Source organism: Rosettibacter sp. KY25 (assembly GCF_057554405.1).
In genome coordinates this window covers 39,264-64,966 of sequence record NZ_BAAJAO010000016.1, presented here as the reverse complement: position 1 = coordinate 64,966, position 25,703 = coordinate 39,264, and the positions used below count along the sequence as shown (strand labels likewise).

Genomic DNA, 25,703 nt, shown 5'->3' with positions numbered 1-25,703 from the left:
TCATTTTTTGATTTCTAAGGAATTATATATGAAAAACTTTTCTTTCCCATCATTTTGTATTGCACTCTTTTTTTTATTTATCATTAATTCAACTCATGCACAAGAAAAAGAAGAGTTAAAATTTATTGATTGGGGTATGGAGATTGCCCCACAAAAAATGTATTTGTGGCATGGCATTTCAATAGATGATGGTCTTGTAGTTCAACCTGATTTTTGGATTTCAATAAAAGATTTTACATTAGAACTATGGGGCAATGGAGTTTTAATTGACAAAAGTAATTATGATTCTCAAAAGAACCACGAAATTGATTTATACTTTTATTATACATACTACTTGCTGGAAAATTTAGAAATTGTTAATGGTATTAATTATTATAATTATATTGCACAGGAAGAAAGTCCTTCTACATTCGAATTTACCAGCAAAATAGGAATATACTTAGAAAATAATATTAAATTTACAAATGAAATTTTTGTAGATATTTATAATTATAAAGGTTTAGTGTATAGTTCACACAATATAGAATATTTGATGGGCATCGAAGAAAATATAAATTGTAATTTAGTTTTTGAGTGCGGATTAGGAAATAAAAAATTTTTTATGACCTATTATAATGTATCACTTGCGTCAGTTAGTTATTTCAAATTTGCAACGGAAATTTCTTTTCTTATTTCAGATAATTCATATATAGCACCATTTATTGAATATAATTACATACCTGTTAAAAGTATTAGCGAACAGATAGGCAATAATTTTATTAATGCTGGGATGAAATTAAAGGTTGAATTTTAATATGCTAAAGACTGTTGTTGGAAAACTGTGGTTAATTATTATTAGCTTAATCATATTATTTGTTGTTGCGGTATTTTTAATTAATCACAGATATAATTCTCAGCTTATAAAATTATCAGAAGGAGAATCAGAAAGAGTTTGGATTACACTCAATAATATTCTTTCACTTCATACTAAATCTTTGACCTCGTTTGTTTATGATTATACTTACTGGGATGAAATGGTTAATTTTACAAAGAATCCATCTAAAAGATGGGCTGAGGTTAATATTGATGCTGTTCTGCCACAATTTAAAGCCAACTGTGCATGGGTATTTGATACAACTTTTCATTGCTTTTATTCTTACAATGTATACAATAATAAAAATTACGAAAAGTTTTTTATAGACTCTCTAACTCTTCAAGGTATTTTTCAAAATAATAAGTTTCCACATTTTTATTTAATTGTAGATAATAAAATTGCAGAAATAAGTGGGGCTCCTATTCAATATAGTGATGACTTAGAAAGAGAAGGAAAACCCAATGGTTATTTTATAGCGGTAAGATTTTACGATGAACAGTTTATACAAAACTTAAGTGAAACGAACTCCTCTAAAATCTCAATAATATCGGTAAATGAATACAATAGAATTAAAAATAACTCGCTAGTAAAAAATCCTGAGGAAATATCAATCTTTGTGCCTTTTAGAAATTATAATAATCAAGTGATTGGATTTCTTTATTCATACCACATTAGCGAGGGCATTAAGTTAATGCGAAATTCTTCACGGCAGCACATTTTAATATTGATTTTTAGCGGGGTTATGACCTTGCTGATATTATCTTTTTCCTTGATTACATTTGTAATAAAACCACTTAAGATTATTTCTGAAAGTCTTTCTAAGGAAGATTTATTAAAATTATTATTGCTCTCAAAACGTCACTCGGAGTTTGGAAAAATTGCCAGTATATTATTGAATTTCTTTAATCAGAAAAAACTGTTGGAAAATGAAATAAAGTTGAGAAGAAAAACAGAAGTTGAATTGTTAAAACTCTCTAGTGTTGTTAAACAGAATCCTCTAGGAATTATTATAACTGATGTTAATGGAATAATTGAATATATCAATCCACGATTTATTGAAATTACAGGATATGACATTAGTACTTTAATGGGTAAAAAAATTCAATCTTTGGAATTAGAAAATATTAATAAACAATTTTTTAGTGAACTACTTATTCATCTTCAAAATAATAATATATGGCTTGGGGAAGTACTAACCAAAAAGAGAAATGGTGACGATTTCTGGTGCTCTATTTTAGCTTTTGCATTAAGAGATGAGAATAGAATTAATAACTTTATTGGAATTATTGATGACATTACAGAAAAAAAGAAAATGTATCAAGAATTAATTGAAGCAAAACAAAAAGCCGAAGAAATAAACAAAATTAAATCTCAATTTTTTGCTTATATGAGTCATGAGTTACGCACACCTTTTATGGGATTAATGGGTTATGCAGATTTAATTAGAGAAACATCTGACAATCCAGAAATTAAAGAAATGGCAGAAGGAATTTTAAGAAGTTCAAAAAGAATGGTAGAAACACTCACTAATATTTTAGATATAACAAAACTCGAATTTGATCAAACTGAAGTAAATATAAAACCAATTGTTATTACTAATATTCTTGAAGAAGTATGTAATAGTTTTATTTCAGCAGCAGAAACAAAAGGCTTGAAACTGATAAAATCTTTTAATCTTGATCACGAAATAATAAACACAGATTCGAAAATTTTTACTGGAATATTAAATAATCTAATTAACAATGCGATAAAATTTACTAATGATGGTTTTATTGAAGTTGGGGCAAAAATTGAAAATAATAATCTTATACTAAATGTTAGAGATTCGGGGATTGGTATTCCAATGGATAAATTATCAATAATATTTCAAGAATTTAGACAAGTAAGCGAAGGTTATACGCGTGAATATCAGGGGACAGGACTTGGATTGGCAATTGTTAATAAATATGTAAATTTGTTAGGAGGAAAAATTCAAGTAGAAAGTGAGTTGGGAAAAGGGAGCAATTTTATTATTTCAATTCCCGTTGTTATTAATTAGAAAGCTAGTTATTCCCCATCTTAACTATTTCATCAAATTCATCTTTTGTTAATGGCATTACTGATAATCTATTCCCTTTTTGAACAAGTTTTATGTTTTTCAACTTTGGATTTTTTCTTATCTCATCTAATGGAACAGGTTTGACAAACTTTTTAATTAATTTAATATCTACCATAAACCATGTTGGATTTTCTTTTTTACTTTTTGGGTCATAATATTTGCTTTTGGGGTCAAAAGCAGTAAAATCTGGATAAGCTTCTTTTACAACCTCACAAATTCCTACTGCTGCAGGCGGCACCGCATTACTGTGATAGAAAATAACTTTATCACCAATTTTCATTTCATCTCGAATATAATTTCTTGCTTGATAATTTCGAACACCATCCCAATATGTTGTTTGATTCTTTGATTTTGCTAAATCATCTATTGAAAAAACATCTGGTTCAGATTTCATTAGCCAGTATTTCATAATCTGCTTCCTTATTTTGTTGCTAAATTCCTGGTGCATAAGGGAAGTTAAGATTCATGTAATACTCTAAACTCTTATCTGGTTTTTCAAGTTCATTAGGAATTTGTCTTTTTGAAAAAGTTTGAAAATATAAAACACATGCATTCCGCCACCAGATAGCTTCCTTTAATTGAATATTCAGCAGCATTCTTACATGTTCAAATCTTTCATTATCAATTTTGTCTTTGAGTGAATCCCAGATTTTTATTGTTTCTTTTACTCCATCAACCCCTTTATAATAATGGTAGCAAATTTCTTCCCACAAAGTTTTACCTGATTTCATTTTATAATCCCATGGAAGATGATGAAACCAAAGTAAATATTCATCAGGACATTTTTCAAGGGAAGAGAATTTTTCTGCTACTTCAGGAAAATATTGTGATACTGCATTACTTCCTGTTATTGTTCTATCGAAACCAATTCCATTTGAATCTGCTCTGTGATAGTAGACTGAAGTCCAATCATCACGATGTTTATCTTTAATCCATGGAGCTGGTCCATAGTGATGATTCCAGCCCATAATATGATGCAAACCAAGTGGAGTCATATAGTTTACACAATCTTCTCGTGATTTTAACATAATTGATTTTATTTTTGAAACAACATCTTCGTCATTTGAAAATGTTTGTCGAATCCATTCATCTGCAATTTCTTCTGATGTTAATTCATGATTCCATGCTAATCTTCCAAATGCATACCAGTTTGCTTGACCAAATAAATGTCCAGTCCAATTTCTATCAGTGCCAATATTTGATACACCCGCAATTCCAGTAACTGTATGATTATCCAATGTCCCATCAATTACTTTTGCAACAGTAGAGCCTTCTCCTTTGCAGTAAGTATCTGACTCGAGGCATTCTTTGAATAGAGGAGCCAGATAGACAAGATGAGTGCCTTGTCCAAGATATTCTTGAGTTATCTGAAATTCCATCATTAATGGAGTATTAGGCATTGAGCCAAAGAGTGGATGAAATGGTTCTCGAGGCTGAAAATCAATAGGGCCATTTTTTACTTGAATTAAAACATTCTTCTTGAATTTACCATCAAGTGGTTTGAATTCGTTATAAGCTTGTTTAGCTCTGTCTTCAGGAATATTATTATCATAAACAAAAGCACGCCACATTACAACACCGCCAAATGGTTCAAGAGCTTCGGCAAGCATATTAGCTCCATCTGCATGAGTTCTTCCATAATTTTGTGGACCGGGTTGTCCCTCTGAATTTGCTTTTACAAGAAATCCGCCAAAATCAGGAATTAAATTATAAATCTCTTTTACTTTATCTTTCCACCATTGCTTAACTTCTTCATTCAACGGGTCTGCTGTTTTTAAATTTCCAATTTCAATTGGTGCACTGAACCTTGCTGTTAGATAAATTTTAATTCCATAGGGACGAAATATATTTGCAAGTGCAGAAACTTTTAACAAGTAATCATGAGTTAAAACCCATGCATTAGCATTTACGTTTGTTAAAACTGTTCCATTAATTCCAATTGAAGCATTTGCACGAGCATAATCTTTGTATCGAGGGTCAATATAATCAGGTAGTTTATGCCAGTCCCAAATTGAAAATCCAGCATAACCTCTTTCAACGGTTCTATTTAGATTATCCCAGTGATTTAAAATTCTCATTTTAACTTTTGGAGAAGAAATTACTTTTAAATTTGCAATCGATTTTTGTGTCTGAAGTAATCTTAAGAATTCGAATACACCATACAAAACACCAATATCACTGTTTGATGTAATGACAATTAAATTATTGTTTTTGTGTTTTAGTGATTGAATTAAAAATCCATCATTAGAAATTTTGTTGATTTCTTCTGATAAGTTCAATTCTTTTAATAGTTCCGACTTATTATAATTTGCTGCAATTACAGTCCCATTTTTTATGGTTAAACTAACAGGAATATTTTTTCCTAGCAAACCAGTTAAACCTTTTTGAAGTTCTTCTCTAACAGCGGATAAAGTAGGAGAATTGTTGTCAACAAAAAAATATTTTATTTGAGATGAATATAATTTCAGCAAGTTCTTGTTTGTTATCTTATCATATCTTAACCACAATCTGTAACCATCTTCTGAATGTAAATTTGTTTGGTTAAGAATGAATGAAATTAGTATAGCTGTTATAAAGATTGATTTTTTCATATTCCTAAAAAAATTTTTTTGTAATATGATAAGAAACAGTGGTAAAAGAAAGAGAAAGCTTTTAATAAATAGTTAATTCTCTAAAACTTTTTTAAGAAATTGACCTGTATATGATTTGGGATTATCAGCAATTTCTTCAGGTGTTCCAGTTGCTACAATTTCACCGCCTTTATCACCAGCCTCTGGTCCGAGGTCAATTATATAATCTGCACATTTAATTACATCTAAATTGTGTTCAATTATTACAACTGAATTTTTATTTGCAATTAAAACATGAAAACATTTTAAAAGCTTGTTTATGTCATCGAAATGTAAGCCAGTCGTAGGTTCATCAAAAATAAAAAGCGTATGTTGATTTTTTCTTTGTTGTGAAAGATAATAAGCTAATTTTACTCTTTGTGCCTCACCTCCAGATAATGTTGTAGATGGTTGACCAAGTTTTATGTAACCCAATCCTACATCAGAAAGTACTCTCAGTATTGAAACTATTTTATCATGATTAACAAAAAATTCAAGAGCTTCATCAACTGTCATGTTGAGAACATCAACAATATTTTTTCCTTTGTAAGTAATTTCTCTAACTTCTTTTTTGAATCTTGTTCCTTTGCAGTCATCGCATTCAAGATAGAGATCGGCAAGAAACTGCATTTCGATTTTTACGAATCCTTCTCCTTCGCAAGTTTCGCATCTTCCACCTGGGACATTAAACGAGAAAAATCCGGGTTTATAACCTCTTGCTCTTGCTTGAGGAGTAGAAGCATAAAGTTCTCGAATTAATTCAAAACCTTTTACATAACTGATTGGATTTGAGCGAGGAGATTTTCCAATTGGTGATTGGTCAACAATTACAACATCATCAATGTATCTTGTCCCTTCGATGGAATCGAATTTACCTAATTTAGGCGGATTGCCTCCAAAATGTTTTACTAAACCGCCATATAAAACATCATGAACTAATGTGCTTTTGCCTGAACCACTTACTCCAGTTATTACAACAAATTTTCTTAATGGAATTTCTATTGTAATATTTTTAAGATTATTTTCTCTTGCCCCAATGATTTTTATTGATTCGGTTTTTTTTGTATTCCTTGTATGAGGAACTGGAATTTTTAGTTTGCCTGATAAATATTTTCCTGTAAGAGATTTTTCATTTTTAATTATCTCATCATAAGTTCCTTTGGCAATAATTTCACCGCCATGAATTCCTGCGCGAGGACCCATGTCAAAAATTAAATCTGCAGCCCGCATCATTTCAGGGTCGTGTTCAACTACAAGAACAGTATTTCCTAAATCACGAAGAGATTTTAAGATTTTTATTAATCTTGAATTATCTCTTGGATGAAGTCCAATTGATGGTTCATCAAGAACATAAAGAGTTCCCATTAATGCAGAACCGAGTGAAGTGGCTAAATTTATTCTTTGAGTTTCTCCCCCGGAAAGTGTGCTGCTGAGTCTGTCAAGCGTAAGATATCCAAGTCCTACATCATTTAAAAATGTAAGCCGTTTTAAAATTTCATCATGGATTCTTTTGGCAATAGCTTTTTCAGTTTCACTGAGCTTTAGATTTTTAAAAAATTCGTAAGCCTGCTCGATTGACATTTGAACGATATCATGAATTGATTTATCGGCAATTTTAACTTGAAGAGCTTCACGTCGTAATCGGGAACCTCGACATGCAGAACATGTTGTGTAACCTCTGTATTTACTTAAAAGAACTCTTATGTGCATCTTGTAAGTTTTTTCTTCAAGATGTTTAAAAAAACCATTAATTCCTGCAAATCCACCGAATCCTTCTTTTAAAAGATTTATTTGTTCCTGTGTTAAATTTTTGAATGGAATATTAAGAGGAATTCTGCCATTGTTATTTCTAATTAAATCTCGCAGATATGAACTATGCTTAACGGTTCTCCATGGAGCAATGGCACCTTCGCTAATGCTTAAGTTTGGGTCTGGAACAATCAGATTCATGTCATAATCCATTGTTTTGCCAAATCCCTGACAAACAGGACATGCGCCAAAAGGATTATTGAAGGAAAAAAATCGCGGTTCGGGTTCTTCGTATCTAATTCCGCAACATTCATAAAATTTTGTAAAATGTTTTAATTCATTTTTATCTGCATTTATAATTGTTAATCTTCCTTCCCCTTCTTTGAAACTAATTTCAATTGATTCAGCAAGAGTTTCTCTTACTTTTCCTTTTTTGATTTTGAATCGGTCAAGAACTATAATAATTTCTTTTTTAGAATTGTGATTAATCTTGGCTTTAATTTCTTCAATCGGTTGAGAGTTGATATCAATCAATTCATTTTTATAAAAAATTCTGAAAAATCCTTTCTTCTTTAATAAATCAATTTCTTCTTCGATTGTCCTTCCTTCGTGATAATGAATTGGAAATCCAATATAAAATTTATCTTCTTCATTTTGTGTTTCGAGCCATTGAGATACAGTTGCAACTGTATCTTTTTTTACTTCATTGCCGCAGTTAAAGCAGATAGTTTTGCCAATTCGAGAAAATAACAGCCTTAAGTAATCATAAATTTCTGTACTGGTTCCTACAGTAGACCTCGGATTACGAGCTCCTGTTTTTTGTTCAATAGCAACAGCTGGTGAAATTCCATAGATAAAATCTACATCAGGCTTGTTCATTCTTTCTAAAAATTGTCTTGCATAGGAAGACAAACTCTCGACATATCTGCGCTGTCCTTCTGCATAAATTGTATCAAATACAAGAGAAGATTTGCCGCTTCCGCTTACACCTGTAAAAACAACTAATTTATTTTTGGGAATTTCGAGAGATATATTTTTAAGATTATGCTGCCGCGCTCCTTTAATTATAATTTTCTGGCTTTGTATTTCTTTATCTTCTTTCATTTTTTGATGAAGTTATGAAATCGTAACCTATAAATTACTAAAACTTTTTTGAAATTGATTGGAGCAAGAAATAGAAATAAGTGGAATAATGGAATGATGAAATAAGTGGAGTAATACATATATAATCTTTAACTGACAACCCTAAACTCTAATTTTTAACACGAAACCTTCAATCTGCAACCTTTAACCCTAAACCACTCCTACTTCAACCCTAACTCTTTGCACATTCTGTGATAATTTGGTGGTGCTAAGCCAAGAATTGATGCAGCTTCCTGATCAGAATTTACTTTGCTTCTGATATATCTAAAATATTTTTCACGGAAAATTCTTTCCATTTGTTTAAGTGGTAAAGGACCATTTGGAGATTTAAAACTTATTCCTTCATTTCCAAAGTAGTCTTCAAGTTCATTTATTTTTTTGCCAAGTGCAGTTTCAATTAGTTTTGGAGTAATTATTTTATCATCAAAAAATAATAGGCGCTGAACAAGATTTTTGAGTTCACGAATATTTCCAGGCCAATCATAATCAACAAGTAATTTCATTGCATCTTCTGAGATTACAGGGGCTTCTCTTCCTATTTCAATTGCGAATTGATTCATGTAATAATCAATCAAACAAATTATATCCTCTTTCCTTTCTCTTAGTGGTGGAATATGAATATTGATAACATTCAATCGATAATACAAATCTTCACGAAATCTTTTTTCTTTTACTTCCTCTTCAAGATTTTTATTTGTTGCAGAAATTATCCTAACATCAACTTTAATTTTATCAGTTCTGCCAAGTTTTTCAACTTCGCCATCCTGAAGCACGCGAAGCAATTTTACTTGAGATGAAAGCGGCAATTCTGAAATTTCATCCAAAAAAATTGTTCCATTGTTTGCTATTTCAAATAATCCGGGTTTACTTTTTTCTGCCCCTGTAAATGCACCTTTTTCATAACCAAATAGCTCACTTTCAATTAATTGGTCTGGTATACCACCGCAATTTATTGGAACAAAGTTTTCATATTTTCTTGGACTGTTGTAATGAATATTGTATGCAACAAGTTCTTTTCCTGTTCCGGATAATCCTGTAATTAGAACAGGCACATTGCTGTTTGAATATTTTTTTATTTGTTCTCTTAAATGTTCTGCAGTTTGAGAAACTCCAATAATTTTTTTTGAAGATAGAATATCATCAACATTCTTTCTTAATTTTTGTGTTGACTTCTGTTTTTCTTTAATTAATTTTCTTTTTTCATAAGCATTAAAGATTGACATTATAAAATCTGTTGGCTGATAAATGTGTTCTTCGATATCTCCAGGATATTTTGTGCAATACCAGAATGCTCCTGCTTCAATTAGACTGTGTGCAAATTCATAATCTGTTACATTTACAGTCATTTTTGTGATTACAATAATTTGAAGTGATGGATCAAAATCCTTTATTTTTTTGATTAGATATTCACCGTGCAGGCCGCCTGCAATTTGATAATCCATTATTACAACATCAAAATTATTTTTGTCTGCTTCCAGAAGTTCAAGAGCCGATTTTCCATCTGAAACAACTTCACAAATTTTTATTCTATCGGCAAAAGGTTTAATTGTGTTTTCAACACGTCGAACATCAAAATCTTCATCTTCAATAAGCAATATTTTGATTTGTTCATACTTATTCATTGTTGCTCCAAATTAATTTCGAATTGTTATTGTAAATCTGCAGCCTTTTTCCGGCAGATTTTCTGCATCAATATCCCATCCACACCTTTGTTTGGAAATTTCATAAGCTATATAGCAGCCGTAACCGCTGTTGGCATGAGACAAATTTTTTGTAGATACATTTTCAAGAAAAATTTTTTTGATTCCTTTTTCATTTACTTCTAATAGTTCGGGTTTAATTCCTTTTCCGTTGTCTTCAATTATAATGTTGGAAATTTTTGTTTCCGGATTATACTTGGTTGTAATTGTAATTAACAATCCAGTATCGCCGCCATGGTCAATACTGTTCTGAATTAATGGTTCTAAAATTTCCCAAACTACAAATTCATTAATATTTACTTTAGGAACTTTTTCATCAAGATTCAATTTTATTTCAAAAGATTTTGATTTCCTTGAAGTTCTGTTGAAAATATTTTCAACCATAAATTTTATTACTTCATTTAAATCTGTTGAAAAAGATGGATTTCGAATTGTTTGAATTGGCGGTTCATACCATTTCATATCATAAATTACACGAGAAATAAAGTTCGAATATTTTGTTGCCCGATATTTAACCTCATCTATATTTTCTGTAGAAAGTGTTCTTAAATCTTCTTTGATAAAGCCCATCACTTTTTCTGCTTTGTGATGTGTGTGATAAATTCTTTTTGTAAACATTGATTCTTTTTCGTGTTCAATTTGTTGTTTAATGTTTCTTTCATGTTCTTCCATTAAAAGCTTTTGAGCTTCATCTCTTTCTTTCACTGTGTAAGTTGAAATGTAATACATTGCAAGCAGTCCAAGCAAAAAAAGTGCAGAATAAATTATTGATGTTTCTTCATAGCTCGAAACCATTTCTCTTTGAATAAAAGAAAAATCAGGAGTATTACGAATGTATAATGCACCTGCATATTCACCATTAGGCACAAAAGGAACAAATATGTGATAAGTATTTTTGTTTAGTAAAATGTTTACAATCTGTTCACTGCCGATTAATTCACTTTTTACTTTTTTGTATAATTCGATTGCAGAACGATGACGCGAAGAATTGTTGCTGCCTTCTTTATGTTCAAACATAATCGCAAATAAATCATTGCCGTTGTCAATTGCTTTTATTTTATTTCCTTCCCCAACGAGAAGACAAATTTCTTCAATGTTCTGCTGAAGTATTTGTTGATTTAGAATTATATCAAAGAATTGAATAATCCTGCGCTTTTCATTCGGGTCAATTGTTTTTCTCATTTTTACAGTTTCATAAAATAATTCAAGTGAAGTTGTTGTTAAATTAGCCAATCTTTCCGCAGAATTTTTTTGATACCATTCCTGGGCATTTTCAACAAAATTGCGCAGAGAAGTTTTATGCACAAAAGATAAAATCAATTGGAAAATTATTAAGCCGACAAACAAAACTGTCAGATGCTTGAATTCAAAGTGATATTTTTTAAGATTTTCAAAAAAATTATCCATAATACATTATTTAAAGCTTGCTTCTGAGTTAATTATTTTTTCAGCATTGCTTAAAGCATCGTTTACAGAAATTTCATTTTTTATTGCACGATTAAGATAGTAAGTAATTATATCAGAATATCGAGTGTACTTTTCAAGAAATGGTCTGCGTGTACATGTTTTAAAAATTGATTTGTAAAAACTTAATTCGGGATTTTGCTTTAAATAATTTTTGTCTTCATAAATTTTTTTATTAATTGGCAGATAACCGCCGAGTTCATAAAATTTTTTTTGAATGTCTTCTTGAATTAAGAATTTGATAAATTCAATTGCTTCGCTTTTTTTTGTAGAATATTTTGAAACCATCAAATTCCAACCGCCGATTATGCTTTTTTTCGAACCATCTTTGAAATGAGGTAGAGGTGCTGTTTCAATTTTATCTGCAAAACTTTTATCGTTGAATTTAGTTTCATACCATTTTAATAAACCAGGCCAGCCGCGCAAAAATATTCCATTGTTATCAATAAAATAATAATAAGTATCGTATTCTTTGAAATTAGTAATTTCTTTTGGCGAAAGTTTGTATTTGTTTACAAGGTCAACAAGTAACTGAAGGGCTCTATTAGCTTGAGGTGTGTTTAATTTTAGAGAATCACCTTCAAGTATTTTTGAATTTTGAGATTCAATGAGTTCAACAAAACTGCACATCAATCCTTCAAATGCTTCTGCCTGATATAAATAAAATGGATAGCCCTGGTTTTTCATTCTTTGACCGAGTTTGATAAATTCTTCCCATGTAATTGAGTTGTCTATATTGTTTTTAATTTCTTTATAGTCGCTCAAATTTTTTAATAAATCTTTTCTGTAATACATTACACTCACATCAATATAAAGAGGAATTGTTACAAGCTGATTTTTATAAAAACAAGATTCAAGTGCATATGGAATTATATTCTCTCTTTCAGTTGTTGAAAAATAATTACTGAGCGGTTCTACAAATTTTGCAAAACGCGGAACCCATATCTGGTCTATTGAAAAAATATCAAGTCTGTCACTTCTGCTTCTCAAATATCTCATCAATAATTCTTTTCTTTCATTAGTTTGAAATTTTTCGAAAGATAAATCAATTGGTACTACTTCAATTTTCCCTTTATGAAGTTCATTGAATTTTTCTATTGCATATTTATGACTTGCTGAGATGTTATCTGCAAAATAAATTTTTTTTGGTCCCCCATCTTTGTAATCTGCAAGATTCCCAAATATGTACATGAAAATAAAAACTGATAGAACAAGAAAAGTAATTGCAGTTACAGAGAAATAGAAAGTTTTCATGTATGGTTTTAAAGTTTTCATATCTAAAAAGATAATTCCTTTCTCATTTGCTGGTAAATTTTATACCATGTAGAAAATATCGGTGCATAAGGAACTGCAATAAGCTGTCCACCAAATCCAAATCTTCTAAATACAAGCATATTTATGTTCGAAACTTTAGTTGACTTAAGAACATTTTCGTTTATTTCAATACCATTATCAACTGCAAGCTTGGCGGTAATTTTATCAAGTTCATTGTACATTTTTTTTGTTTGAATAATATTTTTTATATCATCTTTTGCTTCTTCAAAAGTTTCGATTTTCTTTCTGGCTCCTTTCTTTTTGTCGAGCAATTTTATAATGGAGTATCCAGATTCAGTTTTAATTGGACCATAAACATCACCTTTATTCATACTTGATGCAACTTTTCCAATTTCTCCAAATTCATTTACTGGTTTTAATCCTGATATTTTTGAATTAGAAAATTTTTTCTGCATCTCATCAAAGCTGATACCATTGTTTAATTCATTTAATATTTGCTCGATTGTTTCAAGATTATCTGAATTTATTTCAGCAATATTGATACTGTCTGGTTCTTCAATAGTTCTGTTCATTTTCAGGTAAAATTCTTTTGCTTCTTCATCACTTACATTTTGCTTTTTGAAAATTTCTTTCATTCTCAAACGCGATAAATAATAATCTTTCCACATATTTAATTCTTCATAAACATCAGGCAGTTTATCGTAACCTCGTTTGCGAGCTTCTCTTGCATATAACTCATTTCGGATAAAACTGCTTACAAAGTTATTCAATTTGCTTTTGATATCATCAATGCTTGCTGAATCAAAATCAATCCCTGTAAAGCTCAAGTTTTTTAGAAAATATTTTAGTGAAACTGGAGAATCTTCAAATTTTACAAAGGGAAGATTAATTTCTTCATTTGAAAAAGATTTTTGTATTTGTGAAAACTCTGTTTCTGAAAATCTAAGTTTTTTATTTTTTTTATCGTTGAAATAATTTTGATTTTGTTTTATAAAATTAAAAATCTCGATTGATAACTTTTCGAATAAAGGACGGTCAACATTTACATTGATTCCTTTGAAGAATTTATTATAAAATTCTTGATAGAGTTTATCTTCTGTTCTTGATTCAATTATCTTTTTAATTCTTGAAATATCTGAAGAATTGAGGTCGTTTTTTTTAATAACATCATAAACTTTACAAATGTACCAACCTTCTTTTAATTTTACCGGAGATGTAAATTCACCTGGCATAAGTTTGAAGATTTGTTCTTCAATTTCTGGAGCCATATTACCAAAAGTTACTTCGGCATAATTTTTCTGTTCTAAATTTTCCGGTCTCAGTGCTAATAATGAATCAAAAGATGCTCCATTTATAAGTGATGAATAAATTTCTTTTATTTCATTTTCATCAACAGAAAAGATGAATTTTACTTTTAGAGTTTTCAACATCTTATTTGTTCCTTCAAAAAAAGCCGAATCAGTTATTACAACTTTATCCTTGATTTCTTTTTTGTAAAGCGCATCTCGTAGATAAATGTTTTGGAGATAATCCATTAGATAAGTGAAATCTTCTGATTTATCTAAATTCTGTTTTATTGCATCTTGTGCAAGTAATTTTTCGGCTAAAAGGGTATATAGAAAATCTCTTTTTATTGTTGCAGTATCAAAAGCAGTTTCTGTTTGAGCATGAGGAGAAAATTCATAACGTTGAATAAATTCTTTTTTGGTTATTTTAATATTACCTGCTTTTGCGATTATTTCATTTTCTGATTGAGCTGATAAATTAGAAAAACAAAATATTGTAAGAAGAAATATTATAAATGAAAGAGACTTATTAAACATATATTCACTTAAAAATATTAATCAATCATTAATAATATCTAAAGATTATAAAAAATAAAAGTCATAAAAATAGAAGTCACAGTAACACAACAAAATAAGTTTCAAATTATTTTTCAGTAATAAAAATACAGAATTTATTTTATCTTAATGTTAAAATAATTTGATATATATAAAATGAAAGCTGCAGTATATCAGGCTATAGCTCATGCATTAAATGATTTGGGAGTTGAAATAGTTACATTTGTTCCTGGTTATGGTGCCAGTGAAACATTTCAATTCTATAATGAATTAACAATGCGAAGCCTTAAAATTTCATTTCATGAAGAAGTTGCCTATACAATAGCGCATGGTGCAAGTATCATTGGTAAACGTGCAGCTGTCTTGATGAAAGCTCATGGATTGATGAAAGCAGCAAACAGTGTGAGTGATTCACTCTACACAGAACCAACTGCTGGATTTGTTACAATAATCTTTGATGATAAATCAGGCAAACATTCAGACAATATACTTGAAATTACTCCGATTCTTGAAGGGATGAGCATGCCATTTACTGTTTCAAAGAACGAAACTGTTTATGATGATATTGTCAATGGATTTTTAGAATCGGAAAGAAGAAAAATGCCTGTAGCTGTTATTGTTGATGCACTAAGTGTTAAATCAGAAATTGAGTTTGCTTCCAAACAAAATCTTAAAAAAAATTTTTCATACGAGAGAAATGTGTATTCACATGTTGTCAATCCTCTTCTTGCAGATTATCAATACAAATTGTTTATAGCAAAAAAACTTAATGGAAATTTAGAAGCAGTAATTCGACCGGAATTGCCAGTTGTACCCGAAAGTTTAACTGAAAAAGTAAAAGCTGGAGCTATAAAGTATATTCCTTTCTTTGATGTTTTTAAAAATATCAAAAGAGATATTGCAACAGGAGATACTGGCTCATCAAGTTCGTTTGCTTTTCCTCCTTATAATTGCATTGATATTGTAACTTACATGGGAGGAAGTATACCTCTTGCAATTGGTGCTTATCTTGCAGGCAAGAAAAATGTTTGGGCTTTAACAGGTGATTTTAGTTTTATATCTGCAGGACATCTTGGACTTCTCGAAGCATTTAACAGAGAGATTCCTTTGAAGATTGTTATATTTTATAACAAAAAAGCTGCATCAACAGGGAATCAGCCGATTCATAGAAAACTGTTAAGACATCTTCTTGCAGGTTATGAAAAATATTTGCTTGCTATTTCAAACCCAGATGACCCATTTGAAATTGACACAGTTCTGCACGAAGCTTCATCTTCTAATGAATTAAAAATTATTATAGTAGATTATCCCGAATGAAAATAGAAGTAAAAAATATTTTTGAAAATATTCCGGAAGATTTATCAAAAGAATTTTTTGAAGATATTTTAATTGCAGAAAATTTTCGAATGGAAAGAATCATTTCAAAGGCACACTCATCGCCGGAGGGATTTTGGTATAACCAAAATCAAAATGAATTTGTTCTGCTTTTAAGCGGGAGTGCTGAAATATTATTTGAAAATAATTATTCAGTAGAATTAAAACCTGGTGATTATCTGATAATTCCTGCACATGTAAAACATAGAGTTGAAAAAACAGACAGTGATAAATTAACTTATTGGCTTACACTTTATTATTAAAAAAGCGGCATGAATTAAAAAAATCCACACCGCTTATTACAGGGGGCACCAATTGACTAATCTTCTACAACAGCTAATATGTCGGAACGAGGAATAATTTTTAATTCTTTGCCATTAGCGCTTACTTCCTCGCCGCCGTATTTAGCAAATAATATTCTGTCACCTTCTTTAATTTTTTCACGCAAATCTTCATCTGTCCCAACAGCAATTACTTTTCCCATTCTTGGTTTTTCTTTTGCTGTATCAGGAATTATAATTCCCGATGTTGTTTTTGATTCTTCTTCAATTGGTTCAACAAGAACTCTGTCGTCAAGTGGTTTAATTTTCATAGTGGTCTCCTAATCTTTTATGTTTAACATCTGATTGATTTTTTGTTTATCAAATCCAATTATTGGTCTGTTATTAATTAGAATTACAGGAACACCTGTTTGTCCAGTTCTTCGCATCATATCTCTTGCTGCTGCTTCATCTTTAGAAACATCGACATCTGTAAATCGAATATTCTTTTCTCTGAAATATCTTTTTGCTGCATTACAAAAACTGCATGTTGGTGTAGAAAAAATTATTACTTTTGGTTGAGATGTTACTGCCATATTAAAACCTTTTTTGCATGGTTAGATGAAAAAATTTTTTGAAAGATTCAAAATATTATTTGGTATATTGTCATAAAAAGTATGAAATCATGAGCAATATGAAAAAGTCTCTAATTTATTTTTTGTTCTTTATTTCAATTCCATTATATGCGCAGGTCAGCAATTTCAACGCAGGAACCTATGCTGGAATCGGAGAGATAAAAGGGAATACATCATCTATTGCAAGTGTTGGGGGTTCTTTGTTTTTCGATTTTAATTTATGGTTTTCTGATGATGTGTTTTTTCGAACAGGATTCAGCTACTTTAGAAAAATAGAATATTTTATACCTGAAGAACGAATGGGAAGATATTATCCATTTATAAAATTATACTCACTGAAAGGAATGATTCAACAAAATATTTATCAATATTTTTTTATGGAAGAAGGATTTGGAATAATTTATTTGAATGACAGAACATTAAGCGATACAAATGTTTGGCAACCCGGGATTTCGTTTAGTTTAACTGCAGGAATTGATTTCTGGCAAATCAATAAATCAAATTTTCAACTTGGATTGGGACTTGACTATGGAATGGGATTTACAAAAACAAATGCAAATTATTACATTATTTATTTGCAAGGGAGAATGAAACTATAATTTTTTTAATTCACTTGTTAATTTTCTATTTTCTTTGTTTGTTATGAATGTATGACACAATCAGTTTTATAATGAAACCGCTGGGAACACTAAGAGCGCAAAGATTTTTTAGAGATTTTTCATCTGCCTGTGGTGGACTCAAAATGATTTTTAAATATCGTCTTTTTGAGGACTCCGTACTTGGTGTGCGACGAATAATCTAATTTCTGCTTCACAATTTTATATGAGATTCTTCGCTCCGCTCAGAAAGACTTGTTTGCATAATCCATTATTCAAAGATTCTTCATCCTTCTTTGGCAGGGTGACTGAAGAATCAAAAATCATTTCACGCGAAGAAACAAAGAAAAACTTTTTTGATTTGCGGCTTTGCGAGAAACTAAAACCATTGAGATTGCTTCGTCACGACTAAAATCGTCGGGATTTATGGTTTTTATCGAGTTTCTTCACTTAGTTCAGATGACTTTTAATTTGGATTGACTAAAAAATCTAATCACGACAAGAGGCTAAGAATACAAGATTAAAAGAAAAATTTGCAGCTTGGTGTCTTAGCAAGAATTAAAAAAATTAAGAGGTAGCTTTGCGTTTATAAATTAAAACTCGTAAAGGCATTTGCTACCTTAATCCAATAATATTTTCAAAAAGATTAATTTTCTAACGAATTATAACTTATATAACTCTCTCATCAGTTCTTCGAATTGACTGAAATACAATGCCTGGTCAGGGTCACTTAAAGCATTTGGTGGATCGGGATGAAATTCAACCATAATCCCATGAGCACCAACAACTTTTGCTGCTTTTGCAAGTGGTATTACTTTATTCCTTTCGCCAATTGCGTGCGATGGGTCAACAATTACTGGCAAATGAGTTAATTCTTTAAGAACTGGGATTGCACTTAAATCTAATGTATTTCTTGTTGCAGTTTCAAAAGTTCTTATTCCTCGTTCACATAAAATTACCTGTCTGTTTCCTTGAGATAAAATATACTCAGCAGCATTCAGCCATTCATCAATTGAAGCACTTAAACCTCTTTTGAGCATAACTGGACGATGAGTTTTTCCAACTTCTTTCAACAAAGCAAAGTTTTGCATATTGCGTGCACCAATTTGAAGTATATCTGAACTCTTGGCTACTTCTTCAACCTGTTCTGTGTCCATTACTTCTGTAATTATTGGTAGGTCATAATATTTTCCTGCATCGGCTAAAAGTTTTAAACCTTCGTAACCCAAGCCTTGAAAACTGTAAGGTGAAGTTCTGGGCTTAAAACATCCTCCGCGCAAAATATGAGCTCCATTTTCTTTGGCTTCCAGAGCACACTTCATTATCATCTCTTCATTTTCTACAGAACATGGACCGGCAATTACAACAAAATTATTTCCTCCAATTAAAACATTCTTTACTTTGATTATTGTATCTTCACTTTTGTATTCACGGCTTGCAAGTCTATAACTTTTCTTCGATTTAATTATTGCAGGGGCTTTCTGAACATTTTCTGATTCAGAAGTTTTAACTTCAGTTGCATTTTCTTTGCTTAAATCTTTTTCTTCACTTATTATTTTTGAAAATTGCAATGCGGTTCTTTCAACTTCTTGAGAAGGATAACTTCCAAGAACTTTCATAAAACGAGTGTACTGGCCTAATTCATCAAGCACTTTTTGAATTGTTTCATTTGCAATATTTCCTTCGAAATCAAGATAAAACATTTCTTCCCATGGGTTGCCAATTATTGGTCTTGATTCAAGTTTTGTAAGATTAACATTATATTTTCTGAAAACATTTAATGCTTCAACAAGTGAACCTGGTGTATGAGATGTTGCCATTACAATTGAAGTTTTGCATGGAATTCTTTCATCAATTGTTTGAGGTTTTCTTGAAGCGATTAAAAATCTTGTATAATTCTCCGGTTGATTTGCAATATCTTTTTTAAGAATTTTTACTCGAAATAATTTTGCAGCTTCTTCGCTTGCAATTGCCGCATGAGAAATATTTCCTTCCTCTTTAATTTTTTGAACCGACATTGCTGTATCATCAAAATATTCAATAGAAATATGAGGAAGAGATTCCAGAAATTTACTGCATTGTGCTGCAGCTTGATAATGTGCATAAACCTTTTTGATTTTTTGAAATGGGATATCATCAAGAGCTACAAAGCAATGCTTAACCTGAAATTTTTCTTCGCCAATTATTGAAAGAGTTGTGTGAAGAAGTAAATCATAAACTTCATTGATTCCACCGGAAGTTGTATTTTCAATTGGAAGAACAGCATAATCAGCTTCTCCTTTTTCTGCAGCTTCAACAACTTCATCAAATCTTCGCTTGAATAAAAAATTTAATTTATAATCTGAATGAGAAAAGAATTTTTGTGATGCAAGATAACTGTAAGAACCTTCAATCCCCTGAATTGCAATTGTAATTGTTTTTTTCTTTTCACCTTTTTTACTTAATCCTGATTGAACAAAATTTTGCTGCAATCGAATTGAATCTTCTATAATTTCATAAAAAACACGGGATAAGAAATTGGAATCTAATCCTGCTTTCTTTCCTAATCTAATAAGTCTTCTTAAAAGTTCTTCTTCTCTTTTCTGGTCTCTAATTGGGGATTTATTAATTTCTTTAGCCAGAGCAATTTCTTTACTTAAATTTCTTCTATCTGAAAGGAGCTTAATTATTTTTTCATCAATTTGATTTATTTTCTCTCTCAGTTCTTTAATGTCGTTTACTTTTTTCTTTCCCATCTTATGTTCTAATTTTATTTAATTTTTGTGCGAATCTAAAAAAATTATCATCTTAAAAAAAGATTTGGAGGCAGAATTTTCAATAAAATAAAAAAATTGATTCAAAAAAATTAAAATTGACAGAGAGGAAACTATCTGCTAATTTTGAAATGGATATATTGCTCCAATTAGAAAATTGTCTTTTTAATCTTTTATGAGCTCACCGAGTTCGGAGGATAAAAATATGGCAAATCAATCCCGCCGTGAATTTCTAAAAACATCAGCTTTAATTGGTGCAGGGTTAACGGGACTTAGTTCATCAAAATTAAAAGCTGCACCAAAAAATATTCTTGACGAAAACAGAATGGGAGTACTTGTTGATACTACAGCTTGTATTGGCTGCAGAAAATGTGAATGGGCATGTAAAGTAGCACATAATCTTCCTACACCGCCGCTTGAGGCTTATGATAACAGAAGTGTATTTAAGAAAATGAGAAGACCAGATGACAAAGCTTTAACAGTTGTAAATGAATATCCGCCCTCTGAATCAGGAGGTTTTCCTGTTAATGTAAAAGTTCAGTGCATGCATTGTGACCATCCAGCATGTGTATCGGCTTGTATAGTTGGTGCATTTTCAAAAGAAGAAAATGGTTCTGTAATCTGGGATACAAAAAAGTGCATTGGATGCCGATATTGTATGGTTGCATGTCCATTTCAAATACCTGCATTTGAATTTGGTAAAGCAATTCAGCCAGAAATTAGAAAATGTGATTTTTGTTTTAACAGGACTAAAGAAGGTAAGTTGCCTGCATGTGTGGAAATTTGTCCAATGGAAGCTTTAACTTACGGCAAAAGAGAAGAACTTGTAAAAATTGCTCATGAAAAAATCAGGCTTTATCCAGAAAGATATGTAAATCATGTCTACGGTGAATACGAAGTTGGTGGAACAAGTTGGCTTTATTTGGCAAGCAAAGATTTTTCTGAACTTCAATTTCCTAAACTTGGAAGAAATCCTGCACCAGGTGTAAGTGAAGCAATTCAACATGGAATTTTTGCATACTTTGTTCCGCCAGTTGCACTTTATGCTTTGCTTGGAGCTGTAATGTGGATTAATAAAAATAGAAAGAAAGAACCGGAGGAAGAATAATGGAAAATTTTATGAAGCCGGCTCCGATAAGTAAAAAATTTTTTACTCCTGGAGTAATTGTTCTTACCATTTTTGCTGCTATTGGTTTATTTGTTGTATTTCTTCGATTAATTTTTGGTTTAGGTGCAGTTACAAATTTGAGCAATCAATATCCTTGGGGAATCTGGATAGGAATTGATGTGGCTGCGGGGGTTGCACTTGCTGCTGGCGGTTTTACTACAGCAGCTCTGGGACACATTATGCATAAGGAAGAATATCATGTTATTGTTCGTCCTGCTTTATTAACTGCAATGCTGGGTTATACTTTCGTTGCTTTAAGTGTTGCTCTCGACCTTGGAAGATATTATTACATATGGCATCCATTAATTATGTGGAATGGAAATTCCGTTCTCTTTGAAGTTGGTATGTGTGTTATGATTTATTTATGTGTTTTATATATCGAGTTTTTGCCAATTGTAACTGAAAGATTTATTGGGAGAGTTAACCTTCCAGGAATTTTAAGTGCCTTGAATAAACCAATAGATAAATTATTAAGATTGTTAGATAGAACACTTAACAAAGTGATGTTCATTTTTATTATCGCAGGAGTTGTTCTTTCATGTTTGCATCAATCTTCATTGGGAACACTAATGGTAATTGCAGGACCCAAAATGCATCCACTATGGCAAACACCAATCCTTCCACTTTTATTTTTGCTTTCTGCTATTTCAGTTGGTTTTCCAATGGTAATTTTTGAATCATTGATAACTTCAAAATCGTTTGGATTAAAACCTGAAATGAAGATTCTTTCTGATCTTGGAAGTATGGTTGCCCCAATGCTTGGAATTTATCTTTCATTTAAAATTGGAGATATGGTAATTAGAAAAACATTTGTTTACTTAAATGAGATTAATACTGCAAGTGTTCTTTTTGCAATTGAAGTAGTGGTTGGAATTATTGTTCCATTAAGAATTTTTCTATCTCCAAAATTAACAAAAACACCTCTTGGATTATTCATCGGTTCTTTACTTGTAATTTTTGGAGTTCTGTTAAATCGAATTAATAATTTCATTGTAGCTTATACTCCTCCATATCAATTTCATTCGTATTTCCCGTCACTTGGTGAAATTGCAGTTACATTGGGCTTTGTAGCTCTTGAAGTTTTATTGTTCAGAGCATTTGTGATGATATTCCCGATTGTAAGTGTTCCACAGTATGTAACGCCTCAAACTAAATTTTCTGTGAGAGGTGCATAATGAAAAATAAATTTTTATTAATAATTCTGGCATTTTCATTTACATTAAATGCACAGACAAAAATTAGTAAAAATCATTCAACTCAATCTTTGAATTGTTCAACATGCCACTCGTGCGAAATTCCAACAAAGGAAAATCCATGTCTTAAAGCTTGTCCACGCGAAAGCATGATTAGAATTGACCAGAAACCTGAAGAAGGACCAAAGGTTTTAACTATAAATAAAATCAACGAAACAGATATTTATGAGCCAGTAGTATTTTCTCATCTTGCACATGCAGAGATGGCAGAAATGTCAGGTGGATGCAGAACATGCCATCATTATAATCCGCCTGGAAATGTTATTGCTTGTTCTGAATGTCATGAATCTCAAAGAAAAAGAATTGATGTAAGCAAGCCAGATTTGAAAGGAGCATTTCATCGTCTGTGCATGAATTGTCATCGTTCATGGAGCGGAAGCACTGATTGTATTGTTTGTCACCAATTGAAAGGGAAAGAAACCCCATTAAAAATTGATACAAAAAAATTAACTGCAAAAAGAATTCATCCTGAAGTAAAAGCTCCCATTAAAATAACTTTTACTACCTCAAGCACATCAGGTAAACTTGTTACATTTTATCATGATGAACATATCAACACTTTTAAATTTGAGTGTGGTGATTGTCATAAAAATGATAATTGTGTAAAATGCCACAGCAAAAATAAAGTTGTTCCTGCAGTTAAAAAATCATTGAAAGAAGTTCATAAAAAATGTTCTAATTGTCATAATACAGATTCAAAATCTAATTGTTCATCATGTCATTCAGATAAAGAGAAAGGACCATTTAATCATTTTGCAGCAACTAGTTTTGATATTTCAAAGTTTCATTCAAAGTTAACTTGCAATAGATGTCACACAACAAAAGGGAAATTTACAGGACTTAAAAATGAATGCAGTTCCTGCCATGGAACATGGAGCTGGGAAAATTTCAAACACAGTGTTACAGGTTTGGCGCTTGATGAAACCCATGGTGAATTGGAATGCAGCAATTGTCATAAGGAACCAACTTACTCAAAACCAACTTGTGAAGATTGCCATGACGATAAATCTTATCCAAAAGATAAACCTGGAAAATTAATTAAAAAATTATGAATGGATTAAACGAAATAGGATTCTTTAGAAAAATTGGACTTAAGTTGATATTGATTGTAAGTCTGACTGTTGTAATTATCATTGGAATTAATTCATATTTTAAAATTAAGTCTCAAAGTCAGGTCTTGCTTGCAGAAGTCGAACGGCATGCAAATCAGCTCAGCGAGACAGTAAAGAACAGTACACGATATGGGATGCTTCTTAATCAAAGAGAATATGTTGATGAGATAGTTAAAACAATTGGAAAAGACCCGGCAATCGACAATATTAGAATATACAACAAAGAAGGGGAAATAATTTATTCTACAAATCCTGAAGATATTGGAAAGATGCTCGATAAAAAAGCTGAAAGCTGTTATGCATGTCATACAGAAAACAAACCACTTGAAAAATTATCGAGCAAAGAAAGAACAAGAATATTTAAGCCTAAGCCAAATTCACCTCGTGTGATGGGAATAATTAATCCAATTTATAATGAGAATTCATGCTGGCAGGCAGATTGTCATGCTCACTCTAAAAATGCAACTGTGCTTGGTGTTCTTGATGTTACAATTTCTCTTGCAGAAGTAGATAAGCAGATTACAAAGAATGAAATTCAGGAATTGCTTTTTGCAATTGTTTCAGTTATTTCAATTGGAATTATAATTGGAATATTTGTTAAACGATGGGTTGATTATCCCGTTCAAGAACTTGTTAAAGCAACAAATCAAATTGCTGCAGGAAATCTGAATTATGAAATAAAAGATTTGGGAAATGATGAACTTGGTTATCTTGCTAAATCTTTTAATAACATGACAAAAAAATTAAATGAGGTTCAGCAGCAGCTGCTTCAATCCGATAAAATGGCATTACTTGGTAAACTGGCTGCTGGTGTAGCTCATGAAATTAATAATCCATTAACTGGAGTATTGACTTACAGCAGTTATCTTCTAAAAAGAACTAAAGATAATCCAGAATTGCAGGAAGATCTAAATGTGATTGTAAGAGAGACATTACGAAGCCGTGAAATTGTAAAAAGCCTTTTAGATTTTGCAAGACAATCCACACCAAAGAAAAGTCTGATTGACATTAATGAAGTAATTAACAAAGCCGATGCAGTTGTTCACAATCAGCTCAACATTAACAAAATTAAATTGATAAAAGAATTTGATGAAAAGCTTCCGAGAATAACTGCAGATGCAAATCAAATTCAACAAGTAATTTTAAATTTGCTTCTAAACGCAATTGATGCTATTGGACCAAACGGTGGAACAATTACAATTAAAACTTCACAAACAACTTTATCACCAAAAGGAATAGTTCATGTAAAAGCAGCATTGTGTCCAAAAAATCATAATTTGATTGATAACGACCACAAAATCGGCGGCTTACCTTCAATCAAAATCAAAATGAAAACAAATGGGAACGAAGGCTTTTTATTCCTTGACCCTGTTTATGGAAGGTCAAAACATTATTTCGGAATTCCAATAGAAAAAAATGAAACAATTAAACTTTCCTGCCCAGTTTGCGATTTATCATTAATTGATAAATTTGAAAAATGTCCTGAATGCGGAGGACCTGTTTACAAAATTGAAATTCCATCTCAAGGTTATCTTGAAGGATGTGCTTCATTTAATGATGAATGGCAAAGATGGCATTACATTGATGAAAAAGGGAATAAAAAGTTTGTGGAAATTCAGGTGTCAGATACAGGCTGTGGTATTCCTCAGGAACATATCAATAAAATTTTTGAACCTTTCTTTACAACAAAAGGACAAAAAGGAACAGGACTTGGTCTATCTGTTGTGTGGGGAATAATCGATAATCATAATGGAACTATCACAGTTCAAAGTGAAATTGGAAAAGGGACAACATTTTCAATAAAACTTCCGGAAGAGTAG

Annotated in this window: 19 protein-coding genes; 9 read left to right on the top strand and 10 right to left on the bottom strand. The window is 31.1% G+C overall.

Translation table 11 applies throughout. From position 1 onward, the window contains the following. Window positions 1-28 precede the first annotated feature (28 nt). Both AC27L2_RS10320 and AC27L2_RS10315 read left to right on the top strand, forming a co-directional pair. Entirely contained in the window at window positions 29-793 is a 765-nt protein-coding gene (locus tag AC27L2_RS10320; protein ID WP_487211687.1) for a hypothetical protein, read from the top strand. A 1-nt stretch (window position 794) separates the two neighbouring features. Next, complete coding sequence (locus AC27L2_RS10315; RefSeq protein WP_487211686.1) at window positions 795-2,891, top strand: ATP-binding protein; 2,097 nt, start codon at window positions 795-797, stop codon at window positions 2,889-2,891. A gap of 4 nt (window positions 2,892-2,895) precedes the next feature. Here the strand turns inward: AC27L2_RS10315 and AC27L2_RS10310 are convergent, their stop codons facing one another. From AC27L2_RS10310 to AC27L2_RS10280, 7 genes are all read right to left on the bottom strand, one after another. Then, entirely contained in the window at window positions 2,896-3,360 is a 465-nt protein-coding gene (locus tag AC27L2_RS10310) for an EVE domain-containing protein (RefSeq protein ID WP_487211685.1), read from the bottom strand. A gap of 22 nt (window positions 3,361-3,382) precedes the next feature. Further along, the gene (locus AC27L2_RS10305) at window positions 3,383-5,542 is read right to left on the bottom strand and encodes an alpha-glucuronidase family glycosyl hydrolase (RefSeq protein ID WP_487211684.1); all 2,160 of its coding nucleotides are present in this window, start codon (window positions 5,540-5,542) and stop codon (window positions 3,383-3,385) included. Between the two features lie 72 nt (window positions 5,543-5,614). Beyond that, a complete protein-coding gene (gene uvrA / locus AC27L2_RS10300; RefSeq protein ID WP_487211683.1) occupies window positions 5,615-8,413 on the bottom strand; it encodes an excinuclease ABC subunit UvrA in 2,799 nt (932 codons plus the stop codon). Window positions 8,414-8,613: 200 nt separating this feature from the next. After that, window positions 8,614-10,074 (bottom strand): sigma-54-dependent transcriptional regulator, encoded by a 1,461-nt coding sequence (locus AC27L2_RS10295; protein WP_487211682.1) that lies wholly within the window; start codon window positions 10,072-10,074, stop codon window positions 8,614-8,616. 12 nt (window positions 10,075-10,086) lie between these two features. Then, window positions 10,087-11,559, bottom strand: coding sequence for a sensor histidine kinase (locus AC27L2_RS10290; protein ID WP_487211681.1), 1,473 nt, complete (start codon window positions 11,557-11,559; stop codon window positions 10,087-10,089). 6 nt (window positions 11,560-11,565) lie between these two features. Continuing rightward, window positions 11,566-12,891: an extracellular solute-binding protein gene (locus AC27L2_RS10285; RefSeq protein ID WP_487211680.1), complete on the bottom strand. Its 1,326-nt coding sequence runs from the start codon at window positions 12,889-12,891 to the stop codon at window positions 11,566-11,568. A 2-nt stretch (window positions 12,892-12,893) separates the two neighbouring features. Continuing rightward, window positions 12,894-14,714: a peptidylprolyl isomerase gene (locus tag AC27L2_RS10280; RefSeq protein WP_487211679.1), complete on the bottom strand. Its 1,821-nt coding sequence runs from the start codon at window positions 14,712-14,714 to the stop codon at window positions 12,894-12,896. A gap of 174 nt (window positions 14,715-14,888) precedes the next feature. Between AC27L2_RS10280 and AC27L2_RS10275 the strand changes: the two genes are divergently transcribed. Together AC27L2_RS10275 and AC27L2_RS10270 are read left to right on the top strand one after the other, a co-directional pair. Then, window positions 14,889-16,049 (top strand): thiamine pyrophosphate-dependent enzyme, encoded by a 1,161-nt coding sequence (locus AC27L2_RS10275; protein ID WP_487211678.1) that lies wholly within the window; start codon window positions 14,889-14,891, stop codon window positions 16,047-16,049. Beyond that, the gene (locus AC27L2_RS10270; RefSeq protein WP_487211677.1) at window positions 16,046-16,369 is read left to right on the top strand and encodes a cupin domain-containing protein; all 324 of its coding nucleotides are present in this window, start codon (window positions 16,046-16,048) and stop codon (window positions 16,367-16,369) included. The genes AC27L2_RS10275 and AC27L2_RS10270 overlap by 4 nt, the downstream gene beginning before the upstream one ends. A gap of 56 nt (window positions 16,370-16,425) precedes the next feature. On the opposite strand, the gene AC27L2_RS10265 is transcribed toward AC27L2_RS10270, so the two are convergent. Then, window positions 16,426-16,698, bottom strand: coding sequence for a co-chaperone GroES (locus tag AC27L2_RS10265; protein WP_487211676.1), 273 nt, complete (start codon window positions 16,696-16,698; stop codon window positions 16,426-16,428). 9 nt (window positions 16,699-16,707) lie between these two features. Continuing rightward, window positions 16,708-16,962 (bottom strand): glutaredoxin family protein, encoded by a 255-nt coding sequence (locus AC27L2_RS10260; RefSeq protein WP_353678258.1) that lies wholly within the window; start codon window positions 16,960-16,962, stop codon window positions 16,708-16,710. Between the two features lie 98 nt (window positions 16,963-17,060). Between AC27L2_RS10260 and AC27L2_RS10255 the strand changes: the two genes are divergently transcribed. Next, entirely contained in the window at window positions 17,061-17,600 is a 540-nt protein-coding gene (locus AC27L2_RS10255; protein WP_487211675.1) for a hypothetical protein, read from the top strand. A gap of 659 nt (window positions 17,601-18,259) precedes the next feature. Here AC27L2_RS10255 and AC27L2_RS10250 read toward each other — a convergent pair. Further along, window positions 18,260-20,332 carry a bifunctional 3-deoxy-7-phosphoheptulonate synthase/chorismate mutase gene (locus tag AC27L2_RS10250; protein WP_487211674.1) on the bottom strand — a complete coding sequence of 691 codons (2,073 nt, stop codon included), beginning with the start codon at window positions 20,330-20,332 and terminating at the stop codon, window positions 18,260-18,262. Between the two features lie 223 nt (window positions 20,333-20,555). Here AC27L2_RS10250 and AC27L2_RS10245 point away from each other — a divergent pair, with 223 nt between their 5' ends. Genes AC27L2_RS10245 through AC27L2_RS10230 form a run of 4 tightly spaced genes read left to right on the top strand, consistent with a single transcriptional unit; the run spans window position 20,556 to window position 25,703 of the window. Next, on the top strand, window positions 20,556-21,458 hold the full coding sequence (locus AC27L2_RS10245; protein WP_487211673.1) for a 4Fe-4S dicluster domain-containing protein: 903 nt from the start codon (window positions 20,556-20,558) through the stop codon (window positions 21,456-21,458). Further along, on the top strand, window positions 21,458-22,693 hold the full coding sequence (nrfD, locus tag AC27L2_RS10240) for an NrfD/PsrC family molybdoenzyme membrane anchor subunit (protein WP_487211672.1): 1,236 nt from the start codon (window positions 21,458-21,460) through the stop codon (window positions 22,691-22,693). The genes AC27L2_RS10245 and nrfD overlap by 1 nt, the downstream gene beginning before the upstream one ends. Further along, window positions 22,693-23,823, top strand: a complete 1,131-nt coding sequence (locus AC27L2_RS10235) for a cytochrome c3 family protein (RefSeq protein WP_487211671.1) — start codon at window positions 22,693-22,695, stop codon at window positions 23,821-23,823. The genes nrfD and AC27L2_RS10235 overlap by 1 nt, the downstream gene beginning before the upstream one ends. After that, a complete protein-coding gene (locus tag AC27L2_RS10230; RefSeq protein WP_487211670.1) occupies window positions 23,820-25,703 on the top strand; it encodes an ATP-binding protein in 1,884 nt (627 codons plus the stop codon). The genes AC27L2_RS10235 and AC27L2_RS10230 overlap by 4 nt, the downstream gene beginning before the upstream one ends.

Coding starts and splice junctions, on each gene's coding strand:
- AC27L2_RS10320 (WP_487211687.1), top strand. CDS start 29: ATGAAAAACTTTTCTTTCCCATCATTTTGTATTGCACTCTTTTTTTTA.
- AC27L2_RS10230 (WP_487211670.1), top strand. CDS start 23,820: ATGAATGGATTAAACGAAATAGGATTCTTTAGAAAAATTGGACTTAAG.
- AC27L2_RS10305 (WP_487211684.1), bottom strand. CDS start 5,542: ATGAAAAAATCAATCTTTATAACAGCTATACTAATTTCATTCATTCTT.
- AC27L2_RS10275 (WP_487211678.1), top strand. CDS start 14,889: ATGAAAGCTGCAGTATATCAGGCTATAGCTCATGCATTAAATGATTTG.
- uvrA (WP_487211683.1), bottom strand. CDS start 8,413: ATGAAAGAAGATAAAGAAATACAAAGCCAGAAAATTATAATTAAAGGA.
- AC27L2_RS10255 (WP_487211675.1), top strand. CDS start 17,061: ATGAAAAAGTCTCTAATTTATTTTTTGTTCTTTATTTCAATTCCATTA.
- nrfD (WP_487211672.1), top strand. CDS start 21,458: ATGGAAAATTTTATGAAGCCGGCTCCGATAAGTAAAAAATTTTTTACT.
- AC27L2_RS10250 (WP_487211674.1), bottom strand. CDS start 20,332: ATGGGAAAGAAAAAAGTAAACGACATTAAAGAACTGAGAGAGAAAATA.
- AC27L2_RS10265 (WP_487211676.1), bottom strand. CDS start 16,698: ATGAAAATTAAACCACTTGACGACAGAGTTCTTGTTGAACCAATTGAA.
- AC27L2_RS10290 (WP_487211681.1), bottom strand. CDS start 11,559: ATGGATAATTTTTTTGAAAATCTTAAAAAATATCACTTTGAATTCAAG.
- AC27L2_RS10235 (WP_487211671.1), top strand. CDS start 22,693: ATGAAAAATAAATTTTTATTAATAATTCTGGCATTTTCATTTACATTA.
- AC27L2_RS10245 (WP_487211673.1), top strand. CDS start 20,556: ATGGCAAATCAATCCCGCCGTGAATTTCTAAAAACATCAGCTTTAATT.
- AC27L2_RS10270 (WP_487211677.1), top strand. CDS start 16,046: ATGAAAATAGAAGTAAAAAATATTTTTGAAAATATTCCGGAAGATTTA.
- AC27L2_RS10315 (WP_487211686.1), top strand. CDS start 795: ATGCTAAAGACTGTTGTTGGAAAACTGTGGTTAATTATTATTAGCTTA.
- AC27L2_RS10285 (WP_487211680.1), bottom strand. CDS start 12,891: ATGAAAACTTTAAAACCATACATGAAAACTTTCTATTTCTCTGTAACT.
- AC27L2_RS10280 (WP_487211679.1), bottom strand. CDS start 14,714: ATGTTTAATAAGTCTCTTTCATTTATAATATTTCTTCTTACAATATTT.
- AC27L2_RS10310 (WP_487211685.1), bottom strand. CDS start 3,360: ATGAAATACTGGCTAATGAAATCTGAACCAGATGTTTTTTCAATAGAT.
- AC27L2_RS10260 (WP_353678258.1), bottom strand. CDS start 16,962: ATGGCAGTAACATCTCAACCAAAAGTAATAATTTTTTCTACACCAACA.
- AC27L2_RS10295 (WP_487211682.1), bottom strand. CDS start 10,074: ATGAATAAGTATGAACAAATCAAAATATTGCTTATTGAAGATGAAGAT.